Origin of the sequence: Verrucosispora sp. WMMD1129 (assembly GCF_029581255.1) — a bacterium.
Classification (GTDB): domain Bacteria; phylum Actinomycetota; class Actinomycetes; order Mycobacteriales; family Micromonosporaceae; genus Micromonospora; species Micromonospora sediminimaris.
Genome location: NZ_CP120741.1, coordinates 253,884 through 270,091 on the forward strand (window position 1 = coordinate 253,884; position 16,208 = coordinate 270,091).

Annotated in this window: 17 protein-coding genes; 5 read left to right on the forward strand and 12 right to left on the reverse strand. The window is 72.2% G+C overall.

All coding sequences use genetic code 11. The annotated features are described in order from the left end of the window. Positions 1 to 20: 20 nt before the first annotated feature. Positions 21 to 1,253, forward strand: coding sequence for an MFS transporter (locus O7624_RS01220; RefSeq protein ID WP_282238554.1), 1,233 nt, complete (start codon positions 21 to 23; stop codon positions 1,251 to 1,253). Positions 1,254 to 1,360: 107 nt separating this feature from the next. Next, positions 1,361 to 1,882 (forward strand): AAA family ATPase, encoded by a 522-nt coding sequence (locus tag O7624_RS01225; RefSeq protein WP_282238555.1) that lies wholly within the window; start codon positions 1,361 to 1,363, stop codon positions 1,880 to 1,882. 105 nt (positions 1,883 to 1,987) lie between these two features. Here O7624_RS01225 and O7624_RS01230 read toward each other — a convergent pair whose 3' ends face one another. Together O7624_RS01230 and eccB are read right to left on the reverse strand one after the other, a co-directional pair. Beyond that, entirely contained in the window at positions 1,988 to 2,563 is a 576-nt protein-coding gene (locus O7624_RS01230; RefSeq protein WP_282238556.1) for a dihydrofolate reductase family protein, read from the reverse strand. A 120-nt stretch (positions 2,564 to 2,683) separates the two neighbouring features. Beyond that, on the reverse strand, positions 2,684 to 4,060 hold the full coding sequence (gene eccB / locus O7624_RS01235) for a type VII secretion protein EccB (protein WP_282238557.1): 1,377 nt from the start codon (positions 4,058 to 4,060) through the stop codon (positions 2,684 to 2,686). Positions 4,061 to 4,173: 113 nt separating this feature from the next. Here eccB and O7624_RS01240 point away from each other — a divergent pair, with 113 nt between their 5' ends. Together O7624_RS01240 and O7624_RS01245 are read left to right on the forward strand one after the other, a co-directional pair. Beyond that, a complete protein-coding gene (locus O7624_RS01240; RefSeq protein WP_282238558.1) occupies positions 4,174 to 4,893 on the forward strand; it encodes a spermidine synthase in 720 nt (239 codons plus the stop codon). Between the two features lie 36 nt (positions 4,894 to 4,929). After that, on the forward strand, positions 4,930 to 5,172 hold the full coding sequence (locus tag O7624_RS01245) for a hypothetical protein (protein ID WP_282240793.1): 243 nt from the start codon (positions 4,930 to 4,932) through the stop codon (positions 5,170 to 5,172). A 142-nt stretch (positions 5,173 to 5,314) separates the two neighbouring features. Here the strand turns inward: O7624_RS01245 and O7624_RS01250 are convergent, their stop codons facing one another. Together O7624_RS01250 and O7624_RS01255 are read right to left on the reverse strand one after the other, a co-directional pair. Continuing rightward, positions 5,315 to 6,472 carry an acyl-CoA desaturase gene (locus O7624_RS01250; RefSeq protein WP_282238559.1) on the reverse strand — a complete coding sequence of 386 codons (1,158 nt, stop codon included), beginning with the start codon at positions 6,470 to 6,472 and terminating at the stop codon, positions 5,315 to 5,317. A 16-nt stretch (positions 6,473 to 6,488) separates the two neighbouring features. Then, positions 6,489 to 7,580 carry a ferredoxin reductase gene (locus tag O7624_RS01255; protein ID WP_282238560.1) on the reverse strand — a complete coding sequence of 364 codons (1,092 nt, stop codon included), beginning with the start codon at positions 7,578 to 7,580 and terminating at the stop codon, positions 6,489 to 6,491. An 84-nt stretch (positions 7,581 to 7,664) separates the two neighbouring features. Between O7624_RS01255 and O7624_RS01260 the strand changes: the two genes are divergently transcribed. Continuing rightward, entirely contained in the window at positions 7,665 to 8,912 is a 1,248-nt protein-coding gene (locus O7624_RS01260; protein ID WP_282238561.1) for a helix-turn-helix domain-containing protein, read from the forward strand. 41 nt (positions 8,913 to 8,953) lie between these two features. Here O7624_RS01260 and O7624_RS01265 read toward each other — a convergent pair whose 3' ends face one another. The 8 genes from O7624_RS01265 to O7624_RS01300 form a co-directional block, all read right to left on the reverse strand. Beyond that, entirely contained in the window at positions 8,954 to 10,528 is a 1,575-nt protein-coding gene (locus O7624_RS01265) for a Na+/H+ antiporter (protein ID WP_282238562.1), read from the reverse strand. Positions 10,529 to 10,611: 83 nt separating this feature from the next. Then, on the reverse strand, positions 10,612 to 11,400 hold the full coding sequence (locus tag O7624_RS01270; RefSeq protein WP_282238563.1) for an IclR family transcriptional regulator: 789 nt from the start codon (positions 11,398 to 11,400) through the stop codon (positions 10,612 to 10,614). Continuing rightward, positions 11,397 to 11,777, reverse strand: a complete 381-nt coding sequence (gene pcaC / locus O7624_RS01275) for a 4-carboxymuconolactone decarboxylase (protein ID WP_093402274.1) — start codon at positions 11,775 to 11,777, stop codon at positions 11,397 to 11,399. Before pcaC ends, O7624_RS01270 begins: the two co-directional genes overlap by 4 nt. After that, positions 11,777 to 12,556, reverse strand: a complete 780-nt coding sequence (pcaD, locus tag O7624_RS01280; protein ID WP_282238564.1) for a 3-oxoadipate enol-lactonase — start codon at positions 12,554 to 12,556, stop codon at positions 11,777 to 11,779. Before pcaD ends, pcaC begins: the two co-directional genes overlap by 1 nt. After that, the gene (gene pcaB, locus O7624_RS01285) at positions 12,553 to 13,977 is read right to left on the reverse strand and encodes a 3-carboxy-cis,cis-muconate cycloisomerase (protein ID WP_282238565.1); all 1,425 of its coding nucleotides are present in this window, start codon (positions 13,975 to 13,977) and stop codon (positions 12,553 to 12,555) included. The genes pcaD and pcaB overlap by 4 nt, the downstream gene beginning before the upstream one ends. Beyond that, complete coding sequence (gene pcaG, locus O7624_RS01290; protein WP_282238566.1) at positions 13,952 to 14,521, reverse strand: protocatechuate 3,4-dioxygenase subunit alpha; 570 nt, start codon at positions 14,519 to 14,521, stop codon at positions 13,952 to 13,954. Before pcaG ends, pcaB begins: the two co-directional genes overlap by 26 nt. After that, positions 14,514 to 15,230 (reverse strand): protocatechuate 3,4-dioxygenase subunit beta, encoded by a 717-nt coding sequence (gene pcaH / locus O7624_RS01295; RefSeq protein ID WP_282240509.1) that lies wholly within the window; start codon positions 15,228 to 15,230, stop codon positions 14,514 to 14,516. The genes pcaG and pcaH overlap by 8 nt, the downstream gene beginning before the upstream one ends. Before the next feature lie 130 nt (positions 15,231 to 15,360). Beyond that, positions 15,361 to 16,125 carry a CoA-transferase subunit beta gene (locus O7624_RS01300; protein ID WP_093402269.1) on the reverse strand — a complete coding sequence of 255 codons (765 nt, stop codon included), beginning with the start codon at positions 16,123 to 16,125 and terminating at the stop codon, positions 15,361 to 15,363. Between the last annotated feature and the right edge of the window lie 83 nt (positions 16,126 to 16,208).

Below are 16,208 nucleotides of genomic sequence, written 5' to 3' on the forward strand. Positions count from 1 at the left end.
GGCCCCGGTTGCACCGGCTGATGACCACCTCCACGGTGGTGTCCGCCGATCCGAGAGCCGACGGACACCACCCGTGGCGCATGGTCGCCGCCCTCGCCATCACCTCCACGGTGGGCTACGGCACGCTGTACTACGCCTACGCCGTCCTCCTCAGGCCCATGGCCACCAGCCTCGACACGTCCACCACCGCCGTCACCGGTGCGCTGACCACAAGCGTCCTCGCCGGGGCCCTGATGGCCATACCCGTCGGCAGATGGCTCGACCGGCACGGCGGACGCGTCCTCATGACCGCAGGCTCGATCACCGCCACCGCCCTGCTGGTCGCCTGGTCCCAGGTCCAGACCGTCGGACAGCTGTACGCCGTGATGACGGGCATCGGAATCGTCAGCGCGATGGTCCTCTACGAACCCGCCTTCGCCGTCATCGTCTCCTGCTTCTCCCCCGACCGACGCCCCACCGCCCTGCTCGCAGTCACCATCGTCGCCGGTTTCGCCAGCACCATCTTCATGCCCCTCACCGGCCACCTGGTCGCTCACCTCGGTTGGCGCGCCGCACTGCTCACGCTCGCCGCCATCCACGGCCTGGTGACCGTGCCGCTGCTCTCCCTCACAATCCCGCCGCCCACCGCGTCCACGCCCACCGCGCATCCGGACCGCAGCCAGCGACGGGCGGCGGCCAGCAGGGCCACCCACGACCCGCGATTCTGGATCCTCACCGCCGCCCTCGTCGCCCACGGCGCCGCGACCAGCATCATCGCCGTCCACCTCGTCGGCTACCTCACCAGCCGCGGCCACCCTGCCACCTTCGCCGCCACCACCACCGGCCTCCTGGGCGTCCTGTCCGTCACCGGCAGACTCGTCCTCACCGCCGCCCGACGCCGCTTCGCGGTCACCACAATCGTCGCCACGGTCTTCGCCATCCAGGCCGCCGCCATCCTCGCTCTACCTTTCGCCGGAGACAGCCGGATCGGGGCGGTCATCACCGTTACCGGATTCGGCATCGGGTTCGGCATCGCCCATCTCGCCGTCCCGGCCCTGCTCACCGGCCGCTACGGCACCACCGCCTACGCAACCATCGCTGGACGACTTGCCGCCCCCGTCACCATCGCCAGAGCCACCGCACCGCTCGGTGCCGCCGCGATCCTGCACACCGGCGGTGGATACCTTCTCGTACTCGCCGCCGTGGCCCTCTGCTGCGTCCTCGCCGCCGCCGGAATGCTCGCCCGAGCCGGCACCGCGACGCCGCCCACTTGAGCTGCGCCTACCCCGACCGGGACGCTTCCGCCTGTCCCAGTCGGCGCCAGGCCGTCAGGGTCGTACGCGCCCCACCTGATCGTCGCCGTGGTGGGAGCATCCTCGGCATGATTGTCTGGATCAATGGTGCCTTCGGCGTCGGCAAGACGACCACGGCGGGCCTGCTCGTGGAGCGGCTCCCGGATGCCAAGGTCTTCGACCCTGAGTACGTCGGTTACCTGCTGACCCGGTTCGTCACCTCGCCGACCGGGGACTTCCAGGATCTTCCACTGTGGCGTCACCTCGTCGTCGAGACGATGAGCGGCCTCGCCCGGGAGTATCCGCACCCCTGGATCGCGCCGATGAGCCTCATCAACCCCGTGTACCGCGAGCAAATTCTCGACGGTATCCGCGCGGACGGCGTCGAACTGCACGAGGTCGTGCTCACCCTCCCCGAGGAGCAGTTGCGCGTCCGCATCGATGCCGACCAGTTGGATGTCGCTGCCCGCCAGTGGCGACACGACCATGTCGCCCGGGCGCTCAGCACCTTCGCCGACGTGACCGGCGCTCATCTCGTCGACGCGTCCCAGCCGCCCGACCAGGTGGCCGACGCCGTCGCCATGAGCATCAGGTCCGCGCCCAGCCACTGACCGGCTTCGGCTGTGGGTACATCTGTTGTCGTCGGAGCGACAACAGATGTACCCACCACGGTCAGGCGGGACGGTGCCGCACCACCGGCCGGGCCGGTCGGCTGGTCAACGAACGACGTCGTAGACCAGCTTCTGGATGCCGTTGGCGTAGGACTCGCTCTCGATGAGCTTGAGGTTCTGCTTGTCCCGGTCGGCGTCGGAGAACAGCCGCTTGCCCGCGCCGAGCAGCACCGGAAAGACCAGCAGGTGGTAACGGTCGATCAGGCCGGCGTCGGAGAGGTTGCGGTTCAGCGTGGCGCTGCCGTGGATGCTGATCGGGCCGCCCTCGGTCTGCTTGAGCGCGGCGACGTCGTCAAGCGACCGGAGAATGACGATCTCCCCCCAGTTGGACACCAGGTCCTGCTCCTTGAGGGTGGTCGACACGACGTACTTCGGCATGGCGTTGTAGCCGGCGAACTCGACGGTCATCTCCGGCCAGACCGGGGCGAACGCCTGGTAGCTGACCCGGCCCATCATCATCGCGGTGGCCTCGTCCTGCTCACGGCCCTTGATCTCGTAGGCGGCCTCGTCGAACGCGATGTCGTTGAAGGTCCAGCCCGAGTTGCGGTAGCCCGGTTCTCCGCCGGGTGCCTCGACGACGCCGTCGAGCGAGACGAACGCGGTGGCGATCAGGGTACGCATCTGGTTGCTCCTTGAGGTCGGTCTGACGTGCTGTCGTCAGTGCGACGAGCGAGGGTCGCCGGATTCGACAACCCACGCCGAGAAATTTCCTACCACTTCCGCGGCGCGAGTCCGAGCAGGTCAGGCGGGGGCGGCGCGCTGGCGGGCCACACTCGGGTCGAGCGAGGCGCCAGCGGGTACGAGGCTGACCACGCCTGCGGGCAGCCGGACGGGTCGCACGTCCGCGTAGCCGAGCATGCCGGTCACCTCGGGGCCGGCGAGCGCGTACCGGCGGCCGAGGTCGGTCACCACGGAGATCGCGCCGCCGGTGGCGCCCGGCGTGGCGACCGATTCGACGACCGCGCCCCGCCCCGGCTCCACCAGCACGTGGTCAGCGGTCGTCGAGTCGGCCGGCTGTTCCGGCGTCGAGGCCGGCGTCGGCAGTTCCACACCCCGCCGCACCTCGACCGCACCGGTGTCGTCAGCCACCCGCACGCAGATCGTCGACGGTTCCGGCGTGGCCAGCCGGGGCGGAGCAACCGGCGGCGCGTCGGGCCCGGCGGGGACGAGATCGGGCAGCTGGGGCAGGGCGGCGAACCGGCCGAGGCTGATCTGCTCCGGCGCCCGCTGACCGGTACGGGCGAGCAGCAGACCGGCCTGTAGCTCGGTGATGCCGGCGAGCCCGTCGCGCAGCACCACCGCGTACTGCCGCCCGCCGCCGGAGTTGCTCACCACCAGCACGTCACCGATCCGAGCCTCGGCGACCCGGGTGGACCGCCGACCCAGGTCGGGCGGGTCCAGTGGGGCCAGGTCGAGACCGGCCGGCACCGAGTTGAGCAGCGCGGCGGCCACCGGTACGGACCGGGAACGGGTGGTCACCAACGCGGCCAGCACCCGGTCGGTGTCCCGGATCAGGTGCCGCTGCTGGTGCCAGAGCAGGTGCAGCCGGCCGTCGGGGTCACGCAGCAGCAGTGCGTCCCGGCCCAGCGGCCGGCCGCCGGTGCCGCCGGTGCCCACCAGCAGCACCGACCGTGCCGCCGCTGCCGGCTCGGTCGGTGGCACCGAACAGACCGTCCACGGTGCGGTGGCCAGCCGGGCCGCCGGGGGCAGCGAGTCGGGAGCGTCGCGGATGCCCAACGGCGATCCCCTCGGCACCCCGTCGATCGACCGCCGGGACACCAGTACGGTCTTCGGCCGCTGCGTGCCGACGATGAGCAGCGCGGAGGCGTAGTTGAGCACCGGGTGCAACTTCTCCTCCCGGTAGACGAACCGGGCACCGGACTCCTTCTCCACGATCACCACGCCGGTGTCGCGCCACTTCGCGCCGCCGCCGGTGAAGAGGCCGTAGAGGGCGGCAGCACCCAGCCCGATGACCGCCACCAGGACGCCGGCCATCCCGGCTCCGGCAAGCCGCCGCATCGGGGACTGCGCCGGGTCGGTCTCCCGCGTCACCAGCGCGGCCACCGTCCGCTGGAGGGTGAACTGGTACGAGTGCAGCTGATCCTGCCGCGACGGCATCGCTTTTCCCCTCCGGCGAGACGAACGGGGCACAGGATATGCGCTGCGTCGATGTCCCGGGGACCGAGCGTCGCGCCGCTCGTGGCAGTTCACCGGCCGGTAGCATGCCGGCGGTGAGCGTACGTTTCGAGGAACTGGCCTGGCGACCGACACCCATCGGCGAGATCAGTCTGCGCCGGCGTCGCGATCCCCGGCTCGACCTGGATGTGTACGAGGTCAAGCTCGATGACGAGTTCCTGATGTCGAGCCTGTTCACCGCCGGTGAGATCGAGTTGGCCCGGTTGGGGTTGGCGCCGCTGGCCGGTGACCGCCTCGACGTCGTCGTCGGCGGGCTGGGCCTCGGCTACACCGCCCGCACCGCTCTGGCGGACGACCGGGTCGCCTCCCTGCTGGTGGTGGAGGCCATCGAGGACGTCATCGACTGGCACCGGCGCGGCCTGCTGCCGTTCGCCGCCGGGCTGGCCACGGACCCGCGTACCCGGCTGGTGCGGGCCGACTTCTTCGCCCGGGTGGCCGGCCCGGACGGCCTCGACCCCGACGACGCCGGGCGTCGTTTCCACGCGGTGCTGCTGGACGTCGACCACTCCCCCCGGCACCCGCTGCACCCGAGCCACGCCGCCTTCTACCGGCCGGACGGGTTGCGCCGCCTGGCGCGGCTGCTGCATCCGGGCGGGGTGTTCGCCCTCTGGTCGGACGATCCACCGGACCCGGACTTCGAAGCCGACCTGGCCGCCGTGTTTCCCACCCACCACAGCCACGTGGTGCGGTTCGCCAACCCGCTGACCGGCGGCACGTCGGCCAACACCGTCTACCTGGGCAAACTTCCCGACTGAACCGGGTCGCCCACTCGCACAGACGGCATGATGCGGGTGGAAACGGGTAGCCGGACCGGCAACCGCGCCCGGACCGGCCGGGCGGCCGGTTGGGAGGTGGAGATGCGTGCCCTGCTCTGGGTGGTCGGCGTCGTCGCCGGGGCGCTGGTCCTGCTCGGGCTGCTTCTGGAAGCGGTCCGCTGGCTGGTCATCATCGGCCTCGTCGCGCTCGCCGCGGTGATCGTGCTGGCCTTCGTCAAGGGCCGCCAGTCCGCCCACAACTACCCCAACCGCCGCTGACCGACCCACTCCCACCCCGCCCACCAACGCTGCGGTGGGCAACTTCAGGGCTGTTACTGGGTCAGCGGGGCCTCCAGGCAGCAACAACCCCGAAGTTGTCCTCCGAAAACGGCGGCGGCGGAACGAGGTGGCGGCGCGTCGGTCAGGCGGCGACGAGTTCCCGGGTGGGGTGGTCGGCGGAGTCGTCGAGTGGGGTGGCGGGGGCCGCCGGCTGGCGACGGTTCGGCAGCGCGAGCCGGAAGACCTTCTTCCACGCGGAGAAGACCTGCCGGGGCAGCGAGCCGGTGGTGTACTTCAGCCCGTACCTGTCGAACAGCGCCCGGATCTCCGGCGCGATCTCCTGGTAGCGGTTGCTCGGCAGGTCGGGGAAGAGGTGGTGCTCGATCTGGAATGACAGGTTGCCGGTCATGATGTGCATCAGCCGGCTGCCGCTGATGTTGGCCGAGCCCAGCATCTGCCGCACGTACCACTCCCCCCGGGTCTCGCCCTCGATCGAGGTCTTCTCGAAGGTCTCCACCCCCTCCGGGAAGTGCCCGCACATGATCACGGAGTGGCTCCACAGGTTACGGATCAGGTTCGCGGTGAAGTTGGCGGCCAGGGTGTGCAGGAACGACGGGCCGGACAGCACCGGGAACAGCAGGTAGTCCTTGAGGAACTGGCGGCGGATCTTCCGGCCGACCGCGCGGACCCGGCGCCGGAACTCGGGGTCCTTGTGGCCCCCGTTCTTCAGCTTGTTGCCCAGGTCGAGGTCGTACGCGGCGATGCCGTACTCGAAGAAGCAGGCGTTGAGGAAGTTGTAGAGCGGCTGGCCCAGGTGAGCCGGGTGCCAGGGCTGGTCCTCGTCGACCCGCATGATGCCGTAGCCGAGGTCGTTGTCCTTGCCGACCACGTTCGTGTACCTGTGGTGCAGCTCGTTGTGCGACTGCTTCCACTGGTCGGCCGGGGCGACGTGGTCCCACTCCCAGCTGGTCGAGTGGATCTTCGGATCGCGCATCCAGTCCCACTGGCCGTGCAGGACGTTGTGCCCGATCTCCATGTTCTCCAGGATCTTCGCCACCGACAGCCCGGCGGTGCCGACGATCCAGGCCGGCGGGAACAGCGAGAACAGCAGCACCACCCGGCTGCTGATCTCCAGCTTCCGCTGCGTCGAAATGACCTTGCGGATGTACGCGGCATCCCGTTCGCCCCGGGAGGCGATCACCCGTTCCCGGATGGCGTCGAGTTCCTTGCCGAGAGTCTCGATGTCCTCGGCGGTGAGGTGGGCGATCGGGTTGTCGGCCTTTTTCTGGATCACGGTCATGTCGGTCGGTCTCCGATCAGATCTCGAGTTCGCACGGGCCGGCGGCGGCGGACACACAGGTCTGCACGCGTACGCCGTCGCCCGGCAGGGCGGTGGTGAGCTGGCCGTTGCGTAGGTCGCGGACCGCGCCCTGACGCAGCGGCAGCACGCAGCCGAAGCAGATGCCCATCCGGCAGCCCGAGGGCATCAGCACGCCGGCGTTCTCGCCGGCAGCCAGCAGCGGGGTGGCGCCGGTGGCCGCCACGGTCACCGACGAACGGGTGAAGGTGACCGTCCCGCCGTCACCGGCGGTGATCACCGTGGGGCGGAACCGTTCGGTGTGCAGGCGGGCGGCGTGGCCGCGGGCCGCCCAGTGCGCCTCGGCCGCGTCGAGCAGCCCGAGCGGGCCACACGCCCAGGTCTGACGGTCCAGGTGGTCGGGGACGAGCGTGTCCAACTCGGCCACGTCGAGCAGGCCCTCGACCTCGGTGTGCCGCTCGATCAGCCGGATGGCGGCACGCTCGGCGAGGCCGCGCAGCTCCGCGCCGAAGACCACGTCCGCGGCGGTGGGCGCCGAGTGCACAAGCACCACGTCGCTGCCGGCCAGGGCACCCGAGCGCAGCATTCCGGCCACCGGGGTGATGCCGCTGCCCGCGGTGAGGAACAGCACCCGCGACGGTGCCCGCTCCGGCAGCACGAAGTCGCCGCGCGCCTGGTCGAGCTGCACGATGGTGCCCGGCCGGATGCGACGGACCAGGTGGTTGCTGACCACGCCGTCGGGAATGGCCTTCACCGTCACCGAGATCGGATCGGCGCGCCGGCTGGGGGCGGAGGTGACCGAGTAGGCCCGCCACTGGCGCACCCCGTCGACGTCGACACCGAGCCGGACGTACTGGCCGGGGACGTGCCCGCGCCAGCTGCGGCCAGGCTGGATCAGCAGGGTCGCCGCGTCCGGCGTCTCCGGCTGCACGGCGAGGATCCGGCCGCGCAGGTCGGCACCGGCGCGGAGCGGAGCGATCAGATCGAGGTAGTCACTGGGCAGCACCGGCGTGGTCACCGTCTCGGCGAGCCGCCACAGGCGGCGCCGCAAAGATCTCGTCGTGCCCGGTGGCGGGACGGTGGCGGTCATACGACGATGGTCGCTGCGCGCTGGCATAAAATCTTGGCCAGCGAAGGTAAAGCGATCCATCCCTTTTGTGCGGGGAGAACAACCGTGGCGGAACCATCCGGAACGACCAATCGGGCGGCCCGCATCGAACTGGACCAGCGGGTGGCCCGCGAACTGCGCGACCGGCTGCCGCTGGTGGCCGGGCAGACCGTCACCGCGATCACCGCCGAGGTGCCCAGCTACTCCGGCACCCTGACCGGGCAGATGCGGGACAAGATCGAGAACGCGGTGCAGATCGCGTTGGGCACCTTCCTGCAACTGCTCGAACAGTCCCAGGCCGCCGACCGTACCCAGGTCAACGACCCGAGCACCCCGCTGGTCCCGGCGCTGGAGGCCGCGTACGCCCTGGGCAGCGGCGAGGCCCGGTCGGGCCGCAGCGTGGACGCGCTGCTGGCCGCGTACCGGGTGGGTGCCCGGGTCTCCTGGCGGGAACTGGCCGCCGCCACCGTGGCGACCGGCCTGCCCGCCGCCAAGGTCGCCGAGTTCGCCGAGTTGATGTTCGCCTACATCGACGAGCTGTCCGCCGCGAGCGTCGCGGGGCATGCCGACGAGTTGGCCAGCGTGGGCCGGGCCCGACGACGGAACCTGGAACGGCTCACCCAGCAGTTGCTCGCCGGTGAGGCGGAGGACGTGCTGCTGCGCAGCGCCGAGCGGGCCGACTGGCCGGTGCCGCAGACCCTCACCGTGGCGCTGCTGCCCCAGGCGAAGCTGCGCGGGGCGCTCGCCCTGCTGGGCGAACACACCTTGGAGAGCAGCGAGGAGCTGCCGGCCGGCGAGCCGGGCGAGGAGACCGCGGTGCTGCTCGTACCGGACATGCACGGGGACCGGCGCCGGCAGCTCGCCCGGGTGCTGCACGGACGCCGCGCGGTGCTGGGGCCCTGCCGTCCCTGGGCCCGGGTCTGTTCCTCGTACCGGCGGGTGGTCCGGGTGGTCGCGCTCGGTATCGCGCAGCCCACCGACGGCGAACCCCTGGACACCGAACAGCATCTGGCCGAACTGCTGCTCAGCGCCGACGTCGAGGCGCTCGCCGACCTGCGTGCCCGGGTCCTGCAACCCCTCGCCGCGCTGCCTGCCGCCACCGCCGAGCGGCTCACCGAGACGCTGCGTTCCTGGCTGCTGCACCAGGGACGGCGGGACGACGTCGCCGCCGACCTCTTCGTCCACCCGCAGACCGTGCGCTACCGGATGGGTCAACTGCGCGAACTCTACGGTGACCGCCTCACCGATCCGCGCAGTCTGCTCGACCTCACGGTCGCGCTCGCCCTGCCGGCCGGCGGGGCGGCGGCCGGCTGAGCGAACCCGCCGGGTAGGCGGGCCGGCCGGCTGAGCAGCGGTTACTCGGAGGTCGTCGGGCCGAGCAGGCGGATCTCCTCGACGTCCAGCCGGGCCTGCAACTCCTGCAAGACGGTGTCGTCGATCTCCCGCCGGTCGCGCATCGCGGTGATCTCGCGTCGCTTGTGTTCGAGGGCGGCCAGCCGCAGTTGACGCTCGACCTCCCGGGCGGTCAGCGACTCGTCCTCCGGCTCGGCCTGCATCGCGTTCAGATGACCCGAGTACTCGGCCCGGAGCCGTTGCAGGGTCTCCGCCTCGGCACCCACCCGGTCGGCGAGGTCGGGCAGCGCGTCGAGGGTGGCCTGGGTGGCATTCAGCTGCGCCTGCCGCGACTCCTCGACCCGTTCCGGATCGCCGCGCAGCCCGGCCCAGCTCATCAGGAACGGCAGGGTGGTGCCCTGCACCAGCATGGTCACCATGATCACCGTGGCGACGCCGAAGATGATCAGATCCCGCTCCGGCACCGGGCTGCCGTCCTGCGCGGTCAACGGCACGGCCAGCGCCGCCGCCAGCGACACCGCACCCCGGAAACCGGCCCAGCCGGCGACCGTACGCACCCGCCAGTTGACCTGGCGGGCGAGCTGCGACTCGCGCCGGTCCACCAGCCGGGCCACTCCGGCGATCAGGTGCAGCCACAGCATCCGCACGGCCACCAGCACCCCGGCCACCACTAGCGCGATCACGACGGCCCGGCCCAGGGAGACGCTCGTGACGTTCTGCACCGCCCGCGGAATCTGCATGCCGACCAGCACGAAGAGTCCACCGTTGACGAGGAAGGTGGTCAGGTCCCAGAAGGACAGCGCGAGAATCCGGGACCGGGCCCGGATCACCCGGGGGCTGGCGTAGGAGAGCATCAGACCGGCGACCACCACCGCGAGCACCCCACTCTCGTGGATGCTGTCGGCGAGCAGGAAGGCGGCGAACGGGGTGAGCACGCTCAACGCGCCCTCCCGCAGCGGGTCGTCGAGGCGCTTGCGGATCAGGATCACCACCGTGCCGACCACCATGCCGGCGGCGATGCCGCCGAGGAAGGACAGGCCGATCCGCTCGACGAGTTCGAAGGCGTTCGGTGCGGCGCCCCCGCCGAGCAGGCCGAGCGCGATGGCGAACAGCACCAGGGCGGTGCCGTCGTTGACCAGGCTCTCCGCGCGCAGGGTGGTCAGCAGCCGGCGGGGCATCCGCTTGGCCAGCCCGGCCACCGCCGCGGCGTCGGTCGGGGCGAGCACCGCGCCGAGCACCCAGGCCACCGCCGGGTCGACACCGAAGCGCTGCACGACAAGCGACACCGCGACCATCGTGACCCCGACCAGGCCGACCGCCAGCAACGCGATGACGACGATGTTCGCCCTGATCTCGCGCAGGCTGGTGACCAGGCTCTCCCGGTACAGGATCGCCGGCAGGAACAGCAGCAGCACCACCTCGGGTGCCAGGACCACGTGCGAGAACGGGGGCAGCAGCGCCACCAGGGCCCCCAGGCTGATCAGCAGCACCGGTGGGGCGACCCGGTACCGGCCGCCGATGGTGGTGCCGACCAGCACGACGACGCCAAGCGTGATGACCAGCAGCAGCTCGCGCACCTCGCCCCCCGTTCGTCGCCCCCCACATGGTGGTACGCGGACGGGCCGCCCCGGGCTGATTCGCCGCAGCGCCCAGACCGGGCTCAGCGACGGGGACCGGCGCTCAGGTCCTCCTCGATGCGCTTGGCCGTGGCCAGCAGCGGTGGCAGCAGCTCCCTGCGGATCATCTCGAACGAGCCTCGGCTGGCGTGGGCGGAGACGTTCACGGCGGCCACCACCGAGCCGTTGTCGCCGTGGATCGGCGCGGCCAACGACCGCAGCCCCTCCTCCAACTCCTGGTCGACGAGGGCGTACCCCTGGGTGGCGATCTTCGTCAGGAGGCCGCGCAGCTTGTCCGGGTCGGTCACGGTGCGCCGGGTCAGCGGGCGCAGCTGCGCCGTGGCGAGATAGTCGTCCAGCCATCGGGGCGGCTGCCCGGCGAGCAGCACCCGGCCCATCGACGTGGCGTACGCGGGGAACCGGGTGCCGACGCTGATCCCCACCGTCATGATCCGCTTGGTGGGCACCCGGGCGACGTAGACGACCTCGTCACCGTCGAGGACCGACACGGAGCAGGACTCGTGCACCTGCGCCACCAGCGCCTCCATGTGCGGCTGGGCCACCTCGGGCAGGCTCAGGCTGGACAGGTAGGCGTAGCCGAGGTCGAGGATGCGCGGGCGCAGGGAGAACAGCCGCCCGTCGGTGCGTACGTAGCCGAGTTCGACCAGGGTGAGCAGGAAGCGGCGGGCGGCGGCCCGGGTCAGCCCGGTGGCCCGGGCCACCTCACTGAGGGTGAGCTGCGGGTGTTCGGCGTCGAAGGCCCGGATCACGGCGAGACCGCGTTCCAACGACTGGACGAACTCGCCGGAGCGGGCCGTCGCCTCGTCGGTCACTGGGCCTCCTGCCGCAGAGTCTCCTGGGCCACCTTGAACGCCCGGTTCGCCGCCGGTACGCCAGCGTAGACGGCCACTTGGAGCAGCACCTCCTTCACCTCGTCGGGGGTGAGGCCGTTGCGCAGGGCGGCGCGTACGTGCATGGCCAGTTCCTCGTCGTGGTGCAGGGTGGCCAGCACGGCGAGGGTGATGCAGCTGCGGGTACGCCGGTCCAGCCCCTCCCGGGTCCAGATCTCACCCCACGCGTAGCGGGTGATCAGGTCCTGGAAGTCGGCGGTGAACTCGTCGGTGCCGGCGATGGCCCGGTCGACGTGCGCGTCGCCGAGCACCTGCCGGCGTACCGCCATGCCGGCCTCGTACCGCTGCTGGTCGGTCATCAGGGCACCGCGCCTTTCGGGTCGAGGTGGTCCGCGAGCAGTCGGGTGACGGCCTCGGGTTGCTCGACGTTGGCCAGGTGCGCCGCCCCGTCGAGCACCACCAGGCGGGCCGACGGGATCCGCTCGGCGATGGCGGCCGCGTGCTCCGGCGGGGTCGCCGGATCGTCGGCCGCGCCGACCACGAGCGTCGGTGCGCGGATCGCGGTCAGGTCCGGGCGCAGGTCCATCGCGGCGATTGCCGCACAGCAGCCGGCGTACCCGGCGGCAGGTGTGCTGACCAGCATGTTCCGGTACGCGGCGACGGCGTCCGGATGGGTCGCGGTGAAGGCCGGAGTGAACCAGCGCTCGACGATCGCGTCGGCGATGCTGTCCAGCCGACCGGCACGGACGGCGGCGGCTCGGGCCCGCCAGCCGTCCGCCGGCCCGAGCAGTGCGGAGGTGCACAGCAGGGCGAGGCGGTCGATCCGTTCGGGGGCGTGCGCGGCCAGCCACATGCCGACCATCCCGCCGAGGGAGAGCCCGGCGTAGTGGACCCGCGTCACGCTCAGGTCGTCCAGCAGCCGCAGCACCTTCCGGCCGAGCAGGTCGATGGTGTACGGCCCGGCCGGTGTCGCCGAGCCGCCGTGGCCCAGATGGTCGTAGCGGACCACGCGGTACCGCTCGGCCAGCGCCGCCACCTGCGGCTGCCACATCGCGCCGGTGGTGCCCAGGGAACTGCCGAGCAGCAGCACCGGCGCGTCCGGCGGGCCGTCGACGGTGTAGTGCAGCGCGCCGGTCACGGCCGTACCTCGCCGTCCGGCCCGACGGACGCGGCCAGGTCGTGCGCCGCCCCGGGGTGCGGCCCGCCGGACGCGGCCGGGTCGTGCGCCGCCTCGCGGTGCAGGTCGAGGGCGCGGTCGATGAGGTGCCCGGTGCTGCCGAGCCAACCGGCCGGGTCGAGGGCGGCGTCGACGTCCGATTCCGACAGGTGGGCGCGCAGGTCCGCCTCGGCCAGCAGCGCCGCCCGGAAGTCGGGCCGGCCGGCGGCGCGGCGGACCAGGTCGTGAGCGGCGGCGCGGCCCAGGGCCGGTGCCAGCCGGGCGGCGACCGCCTCGGCGAGCAGCAGGCCGCCGGTGGCGTCCAGGTTGGCCCGCATCCGCTGCGGACGTACGTCGAGGTTGGCGAGCATCCGGGCGGTGCGGGCGGCGGCCCCGCCGGCGAGGTGCGTCAGGTCGAGCAGGGGCTCCCACTCGGCGTGCCAGCCACCGGTGGCCCGCTCGTGTTCCTGGCCGGCGGCGGCGAACAACGTGCCGACGAGCCCGGGGCCACGCCGGGCCGCGGCGGTGACCAGCACCGAGTCCACCGGGTTGCGCTTGTGCGGCATCGCCGAGGAGCCGCCCCGCCCCGCGCCTCCCTCGGCCACCTCGCCGACCTCGGTCTGCGCGAGCAGGCCCACGTCGAGGGCGATCTTGCCAGTGGCGGCGAGCAGCCCGCCGAGGGCGGCGGCCAGGTCGAGCAGGGGCTGGCGGCGGGTGTGCCAGGGCAGCGGGCTCGCGGCCAGGCCGAGCTGCGTGGCGAACCGGTCGACCATCGCCGGCCCGGCAGTGCCGTAGGCGGCGAGGGTGCCGACCGCCCCGCCGAGCTGCACGGGCAGGTCGGCGCGCGCCCTGGCCAGCCGGGTCCGTGCCGCCACCAGGCCGACCAGCCAGCCGGCCGCCTTGAGCCCGAAGGTGGTCGGTGCGGCCTGCTGGCCGAGGGTACGGGCGGTCATCAGGGTGTCGCGGTGGGTCCGGGCCAGCCGGGCGGCGGCGTCGGCGGCGTCGGCGAGGTGCCGCAGCAGCGGCTCGGCGGCCCGGGCCGCCACCAGCGACAGGGCGGTGTCGAGCACGTCCTGGCTGGTCGCGCCGTGGTGGACCCAGGGCCGGGCCGGCGCGGCGACCGCGGCGGTCAGCTCCCGCACCAGCGGGACGACGGGATTGCCGGCTGCCTCGGCCGCCTCGCCGAGAGCGGCCGGGTCGTACCGTTCGACGCGGCACTGCCGGACGATCTCGTCGGCGGCCGGGGCAGGCACCAGCCCGACCTCGGCGCCGGCCCGGGCCAGGGCCGCCTCCGCGTCCAGCAGCGCCCGCAGCAGGGCGTGGTCGCCGAGTTCGGCGTCGACGTCAGGCGTGCCGGAGAGCCCGCGCAGCAGTGCCTCAGACGGCGAAGAAGACGGTCTCATGCTCTCCCTGAAGGCGGATGTCGAACTGGAACCCGTCCGTGGCCGGTCGGGCCAGCAGCGTGTCACGACGCTGCGGGTCGACGGTACGCAGCACCGGGTCGCTGGCGTTGGCCGCCTCGCCGGGAAAGTAGACCCGGGTGACGAGACGGTGCAGCAGCCCCCGCCCGAACACCGACAGGGTCAGGTGCGGTGCCTCGGTGTCGCCGTCGAAGGTGGGCAGCAGCCCGGGTTTGACGATGTGCAGGGCGTACCGGCCCTCGGTGTCGGTCTCGGCCCGGCCGAAACCCCGGAAGCCGGGGACCACCGGTGGCCGCGCGCCCCGCGGATCGTCGGGATGGTCGAAGCGCCCGTCGGGATCGGCCTGCCAGCTCTCCACCATCGCGTCGACCACGGCCGCGCCGGTGCCGTCGAAGATCCGGCCCCGCAGCCAGAACGCCCCGGGCGTACCCTCCGGGACCACGTACGGCCCGTCGGGCCAGCGCAGGCCGATGTGCAGGTACGGCCCGACGGTCTGGGCGGGCGTGACGCCCAGCGACTCACTCATCGTCGTCCTCGTCCTCGAACACGGTGGCCTCCCGGCCGCGCAGCACGATGTCGAACTCGTAGGCGAGTGCCCACTCGGGGCGGGTGGCGGCGTGGTCGTAGCGGGCCACCATCCGCTGCCGGGCCCGCTCGTCGCGGACCGAGTTGAAGATCGGGTCCTGCAAGAACAGCGGATCGCCCGGGAAGTACATCTGGGTCACCAGCCGCTGGGTGAAGGCGCGACCGAAGAGGGAGAAGTGGATGTGCGCCGGCCGCCAGGCGTTGTCGTGGTTGCGCCACGGATAGGCGCCGGGCTGCACGGTGACGAAGTGGTAACGGCCGTCCGCGTCGGTCAGGGCGCGTCCGACGCCTGTGAAGTTCGGGTCCAGCGGCGCCGGCCAGGTGTCCGCCGCGTGCCGGTAGCGGCCGGCGGCGTTGGCCTGCCAGATCTCGACAAGGGTGTGCGGCACCACGCGGCCGTCGCCGTCGAGGACCCGGCCGTGCACGATGATCCGCTGCCCGAGGGGTTCGCCGTCGTGCTGGCGGGTCAGGTCGTGGTCCAACTCGCCGAGGCGACCCTCGCCGAGCAGCGGGCCGGTAACCTCGGTGAGCCGCTGCGGCAGGTAGGTCAATGGCTGCTGCGGCGCCCGGGTCACCGTCGACCGGTAGCCGGGGCTGAGCAGCGGCGGGTGGGCGTCGACGTCGTCGCGCCGGTAGCTCGGCAGGATCAGTTTCCGCTCGGCGTCCTGGGTCAAGGCCGCTCCTCCCCTTCAGTCGATCCGAGTATCCGCGACCCGGAGGGTTCGAGCGGGTGCCCGCTGACGATCGCACCACCCGGCGGTTCGGGCTGCGGCTGGTCGGTCATGCCGCCGCCCGCATTGTCGCTTCGAGGGCGCGCAGCACTGTGAGTTCCTCGGCGGTCGGTGGCTCGTTGGTGCTCAGGTCGTCGGCGACGGCGAGCGGCCAGCCGGTGGCCTCGCGGACCCGCTCGACGGTGACGCCCGGGTGCAGCCGGGTGAGGGTGAGTTCGCAGCTGTCCGGGTCGGCCTCGAGGACGCCGAGGTCCGTGATGACGGTGCGGGGTCCACCGCCGCGTAGACCGAGCCGGGCCCGGTCGCCGGGGCCGGCGCCGTAGCCGACCGAGGTGACGAAGTCGACGCGCTCGGTGAAGGTACGCCGGCTCTGCCGGACGATCACCACCACCTCGCCGCAGGAGGCGGCGATCTCGGGAGCGCCGCCGGCACCGGGCAGGCGCACCTTCGGGTCGGTGTAGTCACCGCCGATGACGGTGGTGTTGATGTTGCCGTACCGGTCGAGCTGCGCGGCGCCGAGGAACCCGACGTCGATGCGTCCGGGTTGCAGCCAGTAGTTGAACACCTCGGGCACCGGGATCACCGCGTCGGCGGTGTCGGCGAGCACGCCGTCACCGATGGAGAGCGGCAGCCGGTCGGGTTTGGCGCCGAGACAACCGGACTCGTAGATCAGCACCAGGTCCGGGGCGTGGGTGGCGCGGGCCAGGTTCGCCGCGGTGCTGGGCAGTCCGATCCCGACGAAACAGGCGGTGCCGTCGCGCAGTTGCCGGGCGGCCGCCACCGTCATCATCTCGTCGGCGGTGTACTGACTCATGCCGGCCCTCCGCTGCGCTGCGGGCCGACATGAGGCACCAACGCGCTGAGTTTATGATTCGCTCGCTGACGCTCACTCATGCC

Excerpts from the sequence above, each read along its gene's own strand:
- O7624_RS01220 (WP_282238554.1), top strand. The coding sequence starts at position 21 with ATGACCACCTCCACGGTGGTGTCCGCCGATCCGAGAGCCGACGGACAC.
- O7624_RS01225 (WP_282238555.1), top strand. The coding sequence starts at position 1,361 with ATGATTGTCTGGATCAATGGTGCCTTCGGCGTCGGCAAGACGACCACG.
- O7624_RS01230 (WP_282238556.1), bottom strand. The coding sequence starts at position 2,563 with ATGCGTACCCTGATCGCCACCGCGTTCGTCTCGCTCGACGGCGTCGTC.
- eccB (WP_282238557.1), bottom strand. The coding sequence starts at position 4,060 with ATGCCGTCGCGGCAGGATCAGCTGCACTCGTACCAGTTCACCCTCCAG.
- O7624_RS01250 (WP_282238559.1), bottom strand. The coding sequence starts at position 6,472 with ATGACCGTGATCCAGAAAAAGGCCGACAACCCGATCGCCCACCTCACC.
- O7624_RS01255 (WP_282238560.1), bottom strand. The coding sequence starts at position 7,580 with ATGACCGCCACCGTCCCGCCACCGGGCACGACGAGATCTTTGCGGCGC.
- pcaC (WP_093402274.1), bottom strand. The coding sequence starts at position 11,777 with ATGACCGACCAGCAGCGGTACGAGGCCGGCATGGCGGTACGCCGGCAG.
- pcaB (WP_282238565.1), bottom strand. The coding sequence starts at position 13,977 with ATGAGACCGTCTTCTTCGCCGTCTGAGGCACTGCTGCGCGGGCTCTCC.
- pcaG (WP_282238566.1), bottom strand. The coding sequence starts at position 14,521 with ATGAGTGAGTCGCTGGGCGTCACGCCCGCCCAGACCGTCGGGCCGTAC.
- O7624_RS01300 (WP_093402269.1), bottom strand. The coding sequence starts at position 16,125 with ATGAGTCAGTACACCGCCGACGAGATGATGACGGTGGCGGCCGCCCGG.